This window comes from Streptomyces sp. AM25, assembly GCF_058146165.1.
Genome location: NZ_JBKIWN010000048.1, coordinates 23,606 through 31,202 on the forward strand (window position 1 = coordinate 23,606; position 7,597 = coordinate 31,202).

5 protein-coding genes are annotated in these 7,597 nt (G+C 72.3%); 2 read left to right on the top strand and 3 right to left on the bottom strand.

The window, feature by feature from the left end; translation table 11 throughout:
- Positions 1 to 48 precede the first annotated feature (48 nt).
- Both ACLHRZ_RS34315 and pyrG read right to left on the bottom strand, forming a co-directional pair.
- Complete coding sequence (locus tag ACLHRZ_RS34315; RefSeq protein WP_490422536.1) at positions 49 to 684, bottom strand: NUDIX domain-containing protein; 636 nt, start codon at positions 682 to 684, stop codon at positions 49 to 51.
- A 92-nt stretch (positions 685 to 776) separates the two neighbouring features.
- A complete protein-coding gene (pyrG, locus tag ACLHRZ_RS34320; protein ID WP_490422537.1) occupies positions 777 to 2,429 on the bottom strand; it encodes a CTP synthase in 1,653 nt (550 codons plus the stop codon).
- Between the two features lie 409 nt (positions 2,430 to 2,838).
- On the opposite strand from pyrG, the gene ACLHRZ_RS34325 reads away from it, so the two are divergent.
- On the top strand, positions 2,839 to 4,641 hold the full coding sequence (locus ACLHRZ_RS34325; RefSeq protein ID WP_490422538.1) for a glycoside hydrolase family 15 protein: 1,803 nt from the start codon (positions 2,839 to 2,841) through the stop codon (positions 4,639 to 4,641).
- Here the strand turns inward: ACLHRZ_RS34325 and ACLHRZ_RS34330 are convergent.
- The gene (locus ACLHRZ_RS34330; RefSeq protein WP_490422539.1) at positions 4,613 to 5,818 is read right to left on the bottom strand and encodes an MFS transporter; all 1,206 of its coding nucleotides are present in this window, start codon (positions 5,816 to 5,818) and stop codon (positions 4,613 to 4,615) included. The two genes, ACLHRZ_RS34325 and ACLHRZ_RS34330, sit on opposite strands and share 29 nt — an antisense overlap.
- A gap of 168 nt (positions 5,819 to 5,986) precedes the next feature.
- Between ACLHRZ_RS34330 and ACLHRZ_RS34335 the strand changes: the two genes are divergently transcribed.
- Positions 5,987 to 7,597: PucR family transcriptional regulator (locus ACLHRZ_RS34335; protein WP_490422540.1), on the top strand; the 1,611-nt coding region annotated here is incomplete at its 3' end.

Sequence of the window (7,597 nt, forward strand, 5' to 3'; positions counted from 1 at the left end):
CTGCGCGAGCAACCACCGACGGCCCGCAGCCGACGAACCACGTACCGCTCAGGCCTCGAACGGCCGCGCCGGCCACGGCGCATCCGCCGGGCGCAGGGCCTCCAGCCCCTCCCCCTGCCGCGCAGCGACCAGCGAAAGGACGCCCACCACCAGGCAGTTGTTGTGCAGCTCCCCCGCGAGCACACCGCGGACCAGGTCCGCGACCGGCACCCTGGCGAGCTCCATGTCCGCCTCCTCCTCAGCGACGTCGAAGCGTTCGCCCTCCGCCTCGGAGATGCCGCGGGCGAGGAAGATGCGGACGGCCTCGTCGCAGCCGCCGGGCGTGGTGTAGACGTCGGTCAGCACCCGCCAGTCCTCGGCCTTGACGTGCGCCTCCTCGTACAGCTCGCGCTGAGCGGCCCGCAGCGGGTTCTCGCCGGGGACGTCCAGCAGGCCGGCCGGGATCTCCCACAGCTTCTGCCGCACGGGGTGGCGGTACTGGCGCAGCACCAGCACCCGGTCCCGGTCGTCCAGGGCGAGCACGGCGACCGAGCCGGGGTGCACCTGGTAGTCGCGCTTGACGACGGTGCCGTCGGGCATGACCACCTCGTCCGTGCGCACGCTCGTCTTGTTGCCGGTGAACGGCGTCTCGCCGGCGACGATGCGCCATTCCTCGGCGGTGTCCTTGATGACCGTGCTGCCCATGTCCGTCTGTCCGTCCTTACGTCTCCGGAAAAGCAGAAACCGGGGCGAGGGGCTCCCGAGAGGGAGCCCTCACCCCGGTTCCACCGTACAGATCAGCCCTGCTGGCGCTGCACGGCCGCCTTGATCAGGCCGGCGAAGAGCGGGTGCGGGCGGGTCGGGCGGGAGCGCAGCTCCGGGTGGGCCTGGGTGGCCACCAGGTAGGGGTGCACCTCGCGCGGGTACTCGACGTACTCGACGAGCTTGTTGTCCGGGGAGGTGCCGGAGAACCGGATGCCGGCCTTCTTCTCCAGCTCGGCGCGGTAGGCGTTGTTGACCTCGTAGCGGTGGCGGTGGCGCTCCTCCACGTACGGCTGGTCGTCGTAGACCTCGCGGACGATGGAGCCCTCGGCGAGCTTGGCCGGGTACATGCCCAGGCGCATCGTTCCGCCCATGTCGCCCTCGCCGGCGACGATGTCCATCTGCTCGGCCATCGTGGAGATCACCGGGTGCGCGGTGGCCGCGTCGAACTCGGTGGAGTTCGCGCCCTCGATGCCGGCCAGGTTGCGGGCGGCCTCGATGACGACGCACTGCAGGCCGAGGCACAGGCCCAGCAGCGGGACCTTGTTCTCGCGGGCGTAGGTGATCGCGCCGACCTTGCCGTCGACGCCGCGGTCGCCGAAGCCGCCGGGCACGCAGATCGCGTCCACGTCCGCCAGCTGCTTCTTGGCACCCGCGGGGGTCTTGCAGTCGTCGGAGGTGACCCACTTGATCTTCACGCGGGCCTTGTTGGCGAAGCCGCCGGCGCGGATGGCCTCGGTCACCGACAGGTAGGCGTCCGGCAGGTCGATGTACTTGCCGACCAGGGCCACGGTGACCTCGTGGTCGGGCTGGTGGACGCGCTCCAGCAGGTCGTCCCACTGGGCCCAGTCCACGTCGCGGAACGGCAGGTCGAGCTTGCGCACGACGTAGGCGTCCAGGCCCTCGGTGTGCAGGACCTTCGGGATGTCGTAGATCGACTTGGCGTCGATCGCGGCGACCACGGCGTCCTCGTCCACGTCGCACATCAGCGAGATCTTGCGCTTGATGGCGGTGGGGACCTCGCGGTCGGCGCGCAGCACGATCGCGTCGGGCTGGATGCCGATGTTGCGCAGCGCGGCCACGGAGTGCTGGGTCGGCTTGGTCTTCAGCTCGCCGGACGGGCCGATGTAGGGCAGCAGGGAGATGTGCACGACGAAGACGTTGTCCCGGCCGACCTCGTGGCGGACCTGGCGGACGGTCTCCAGGAACGGCAGCGACTCGATGTCGCCGACGGTGCCGCCGACCTCGGTGATGACGACGTCGACGTCGTCGGTGGCCATACGGCGGATGCGGTGCTTGATCTCGTTGGTGATGTGCGGGATGACCTGGACGGTGTCGCCCAGGTACTCGCCGCGCCGCTCCTTGGCGATCACCGAGGAGTACACCTGGCCGGTGGTGACGTTCGCGGAGCCGTCGAGGTCGACGTCCAGGAAGCGCTCGTAGTGGCCGATGTCCAGGTCCGTCTCGGCACCGTCGTTGGTGACGAAGACCTCACCGTGCTGGAACGGGTTCATCGTGCCCGGGTCGACGTTCAGGTACGGGTCGAGCTTCTGCATCGTCACCCGCAGACCCCGCGCCTTCAGCAGCGCGCCCAGGCTGGAGGCGGTCAGCCCCTTGCCGAGCGAGGAGGCGACACCCCCGGTGACGAAGAGGTGCTTGGTCGTCGTGGGCTTTGCGGCAATGGCCAAAGGGGGGCTCCCGTGGTCGCGAGTGGAGGATGCGTACCGGCGATCACCCGGTTGTTTTCGGGGGTGCCGTCGCTGCGGTTGGGGGGTCTTGCGCCCTCCGGTCCACGGGGTACCAGGGTATCAGCGCCCGGAGCCGGGCGCGCCCGGTGACGCGGTGCGACGGCCTCGCGCCCCCTGCGTCACAGGCCACCCATTCGGCACAGATTCCGCCGCCAACCGTCGCGCGTGTCCCAACTCCGCGTCGTATCCTGCTCGGACACATGCAGCGAGCCGGCCGGCACGGCACCGTCTCTCCCCAGCTACAGCTGGTAGGTGCCCCCACTGATTCCGGAAATGAGCTCGTCGAAAGATCGCTTGCCCAGCTGAGGAAGACCCTCCGGGGTCACGATGCCGTTCGACTGGAGATGACGTGGCCGGGCGTATCGAGGACTACGCACTGATCGGCGACATGCAGACCGCCGCCCTGGTCTGCCGGGACGGCACGGCCGACTGGCTGTGCCTGCCGCGATTCGATTCGCACGCGGCGTTCGCCGGACTGCTCGGCACGGAGGAACACGGCTACTGGCGGATCGGCCCGGCGCACCCCTCGGGGGCGGCTCCCCCGCGCGCCGACCGCCGCCGGTACCGGGGGGATTCCCTCGTGCTCGAGTCCGAGTGGGACACCGCGCGAGGTACCGTCCGGGTGATCGACTTCATGCCGCCCCGTGACGGCGCTCCGCAGCTGATCCGGATCGTGGAGGGCGTCAGCGGCCGGGTGCCGATGCGCTCGGCGCTGCGGATGCGGTTCTCCTACGGGCGCGTCGTGCCGTGGGTGCACAAGGTGGGCGACCGCACGGTGGCCGTCGCGGGCCCCGACTCCGTCTGGCTGGACACCACCGCCGACACCTTCGGCAAGGACCTCACCACCTACTCCGACTTCACCGTCTCCCCCGGCGAGCGCGTCGCCTTCACCATCAGCTGGCAGCCCTCGCACCGCGAGGCGCCCGCCCTGCCCGACCCCGAGGGTGCCCTGGAGGCCACCGAGGAGTTCTGGCGGGAGTGGGTGACGCACTGCACGTACCACGGCCCCTACCGGGACGCGGTGGTCCGCTCGCTGATCACCCTCAAGGCGCTCACCTACGCCCCCACCGGCGGCATCGTGGCCGCCCCCACCACCTCCCTGCCCGAGGAGATCGGCGGCGTCCGGAACTGGGACTACCGGTTCACCTGGCTGCGCGACGCCGCGATCACCCTCTCCTCCCTGCTGCGCACCGGCTACCGCGAGGAGGCCCGGGCCTGGCGCGAGTGGCTGCTGCGCGCGGTCGCCGGCGACCCCGAGAACCTGCAGATCATGTACGGCATCGCCGGTGAGCGTGAACTCGGCGAGAGCGAGCTGGACTGGCTGCCCGGCTACGAGAACTCCCGGCCCGTCCGCGTCGGCAACGGCGCCGCCGGCCAGCTCCAGCTCGACGTCTACGGCGAGGTCACCGAGGCCCTGCACCTGGCCCACATGACCGGGCTCGCCCGCAACGACTACGCCTCCCTGCTCCAGCTGCGGCTCATCGGCTACCTCGAGGACCACTGGACCGAGCCCGACGAGGGCATCTGGGAGGTGCGCGGCCCGCGCCGGCACTTCGTCCACTCCAAGGTGATGGCCTGGGTCGCCGTCGACCGCACCATCAAGCTCATCGAGTCCGGCGACGTCGACGGCCCCCTGGAGCGCTGGCGCGAGCTGCGCGAGGACATCCACCGGGACGTGTGCGAGAAGGGGTACGACAAGGAGCGCAACACCTTCACGCAGTCCTACGGCTCCAAGGAGCTGGACGCCTCCCTGCTGCTGATCCCGCAGATGGGCTTCCTGCCTCCCGACGACAAGCGCGTCATCGGCACCATCGAGGCCATCCAGCGCGAGCTGTCCACCCCCGACGGCTTCGTCCTGCGCTACCCCACCGCCGGTCACGAGGCCGGGGTCGACGGCCTCGAAGGGGACGAAGGGGCCTTCCTGGCCTGCTCGTTCTGGCTCGCCGACGACCTCGCGATGATCGGCCGGGTCGACGAGGCCCGCCAGCTCTTCGAGAAGCTGCTGGCCCTGCGCAACGACCTGGGCCTGCTCGCCGAGGAATGGGACCCACGGCTGCAGCGGCAGGTCGGCAACTTCCCTCAGGCGTTCAGCCACGTGCCGCTGATCGACACCGCGCTGCGGCTCACCGCGTCGAGCGCGTTCGGAGGCTGAACCACAGCGCGAGCGCCCCGACGGGGAGGGCGAGGACGGCTGCGGCGGCATTGAGCCCGCCGTAGCCGTACACCGCGGTCAGCGCCCCGGAGAGCGCGCCGCCCGCCGCGCCCACCAGGTTCATCAGGGTGTCCGACATCCCTTGCACCTCCGGGCGGTGCGCGGCGTCCACCGACTCGCTCAGCAGCGTCGACCCCGCCACCGTGGCGCACGACCAGCCCGTCCCCAGCAGGAACAGCCCTGCGGCCACGGCCCATTGGCGGTTCCCCGCGGTGCCGGCCAGCAGGGTGGCGGCCACGTAGACCACCTGCCCCAGCAGGATCACCGGCACCCTGCCGAACCGGTCCGCCGCCCGGCCCACCAGCGGCGACAGCGCGTACATCCCGGCCACGTGCAGGCTGACCGTGAAGCCCACGACGCTCAACGAGGCGCCCTCGTGGGCGAGATGGACGGGCGTCATCGTCATCACGGAGACCATCACGGCGTGCCCCAGCACCAGGGCGGCCAGGCCCGTCAACGCGGCCGGGGACGCGGCGACATGGCGCAGTGCGGTGCGCATCCGGGCGATGAAGCGTTCCTTCTGTTCGTGCGGGGTGGCCGGCGCGGTCTGTTGCTCCTGGGCCAGCAGGAGCGGGTCCGGGCGGAGGCCTGCGTGGATGATCAGCCAGCCGAGGAGGAAGGCCACCACCGAGAACACGAACGTCCCCGCCTCGTCCGGCAGTCCGAGCGGCCGGGCCAGCACCGCCCCCGGGCCGCTGAGGTTGGGGCCCAGCACACTGCCGAGCGTCGTGGACCACACGACCAGGGACAGCGCGCCCGCGCGGGCGCGGGGCTCCGCGAGGTCGGTGGCCGCGTAGCGGGACTGCAGGTTGGACGCGCTCGCCGAGCCGATCAGCAGCATCCCCAGCAGGGTCACGGGCAGCAGGCCGGCCCCGGCCGCCAGCAGCACCGTCAGCGTTCCCGCGGCCGCGATCAGCCAGCCCGCTCCGAGGCCGGTCCGGCGCCCGCGCGCCCGGGAGAGCGCGGCCAGCGGCACCGACAGCAGCGCCGCCCCGAGCGTGGCCAGGGTGGTGGCGAGGCCGGCCGTCGCCTGGGAGCCCGAGAGGTGCTCGACCAGCAGCCCGCCCGAGGAGATCATCGAGCCCATGCCGATGCCGGCGACCACCTGTGCCGACATCAGCACCCTGAGTGTTCGGCGTTGGACAGCCGTCGTTCGGTGGCTTGCGTTGTGCGGTTCGGGTGATATACCGGATATCTCGGGTGAGTTGGGCGGGGGGCCGGCCGCTGCTGTCATGCGCGACAGCGTAGGGGCGCGGGGCGCGTTGTGGGGCGGTAGGTTCCGTTCATGGAACAGCACGACCTCCCCGCCGGCCCGCAGGGGACGATCACCGTGGCGCGCGCCCTCGAACTGCCCGCCCTGCGCCGGGGGCTGCCCGAGGTCGTGGCCGCCGCCGACCGGCTGCACCGGACCGTGCGCTGGGTGCACGCGGGCGAGGCCCCGAACATCGCCGCCCTCCTCAAGGGCGGCGAGCTCCTGCTGACCACCGGGCTGGGCCTGGGCAGCCGCCCCGCCGAACAGCGCGCCTTCGTCCGGGGGCTGGCCGAGCGGGACATCGCGGCCCTGGTCGTCGAGCTCGGGGCCCGGTTCCCCAGCCTGCCCGCCGCCGTGGTGGACACCGCCCGCGCGTGCGGACTGCCGCTGGTCCAGCTGCACCGGGAGGTGCCGTTCGTCGCCGTCACCGAGGAGATCCATACCGAGCTCGTCAACCAGCACTACGCGCTGTTGCAGCGCGCCGAGGAGGTGCACCGGCGGTGCACCGAGGTGTTGCTGGGCGGGGGCGGGGTGCCCGAAGTGCTGCATCTTTTCGCCGATTTCGCCGGGAATCCCGTCTTCCTGGAGACCGCGGAGGGGCGGCTGCTCTTCGCCGCCGGTCCGGGGGGTGGAAGTGGTGCCTGTGCCGATCCGCTCCAGGTCTGGGACGGGCTGCGGGGGGCCTCGCTCGCCGGGAGCATCGTCACGGACGTGCCCGGGCAGGGCCCTGGCGGCGGTGCCGTGCGGGCGCGGCTCGTGGTGCTTCCGGTGAACGCGCCTCTTGCCCCGGTGCACCGCATCGCCGCCGACCGGGCCGCCGGGCTGCTCGCCGTCGTCCTGCTCCAGGCCCGCCAGGAGGAGGAGCTCGCCGCCCGGGGGCGCGGCGACTTCCTCACCGACCTCGCCGAGGACCGCCTCGACGCGGCCGACGCGCCCGCGCAGGCCCGGGTGCTGGGGTTCCGGCCGGGCGACGGTCCGCTGCTGCCGATGGTGATGCGCATGGCCACCGACCTGGTGCCGGCGGACGGTTGGGCCGCGCTGGCGTGCGCCGTGCAGGAGGAACTGCGGGCGGTGGGCGTGCCGCTGCTGCTGGGCGTACGGCTGCCGGAGGGGCGGGTTCCGGTGCTGGCCGGGCTCCGGGACGAGGCCGAACGGGCCGCGGTGGCGGGGCGGGTGGCGGCCGCGCTGCGGGCCGGGGCGTCGCGAGCGGGGTTCCGGGCGCCGCCGGTGGTGGTGGCGGGGGTCGCCTCGGCGTGGGGGTCGGTGGGGGGTGCGCTTCGGCATGCGGCCGAGGCAGCCACGGCTGCGCAGGGGTTGCCGGACCGGGTCTGGTACGACGTGCGGCGGCTGGACGTCGATGTGTTGTTGTGGCGGCTGCGGGGTGACGGCGATCTGGCTTCGTTCGTGGAGCGGGTCGTCGGGCCGTTGCTGGCCCATGACCGGTTGCTGCCCACGCTGGAGGTGTACCTGGCGCATGCGGGGCGGAAGGCCGAGACGGCGCGGGAGCTGCACGTCAATCGGCAGACGCTGTACGACCGGCTGGGGCGGATCGAGCGGCTGTTGGGGGTGGAGCTGGAGGACCCGGACTCGGCACTGGCGCTGGGGGTTGCGTTGCGGGCGCGGCGGCACGTGGTGGGTCGGGGG

What these genes read in the sequence shown, in the direction of transcription:
- ACLHRZ_RS34330 (WP_490422539.1), bottom strand. Translation starts at nt 5,818, where the DNA reads ATGTCGGCACAGGTGGTCGCCGGCATCGGCATGGGCTCGATGATCTCC.
- ACLHRZ_RS34315 (WP_490422536.1), bottom strand. Translation starts at nt 684, where the DNA reads ATGGGCAGCACGGTCATCAAGGACACCGCCGAGGAATGGCGCATCGTC.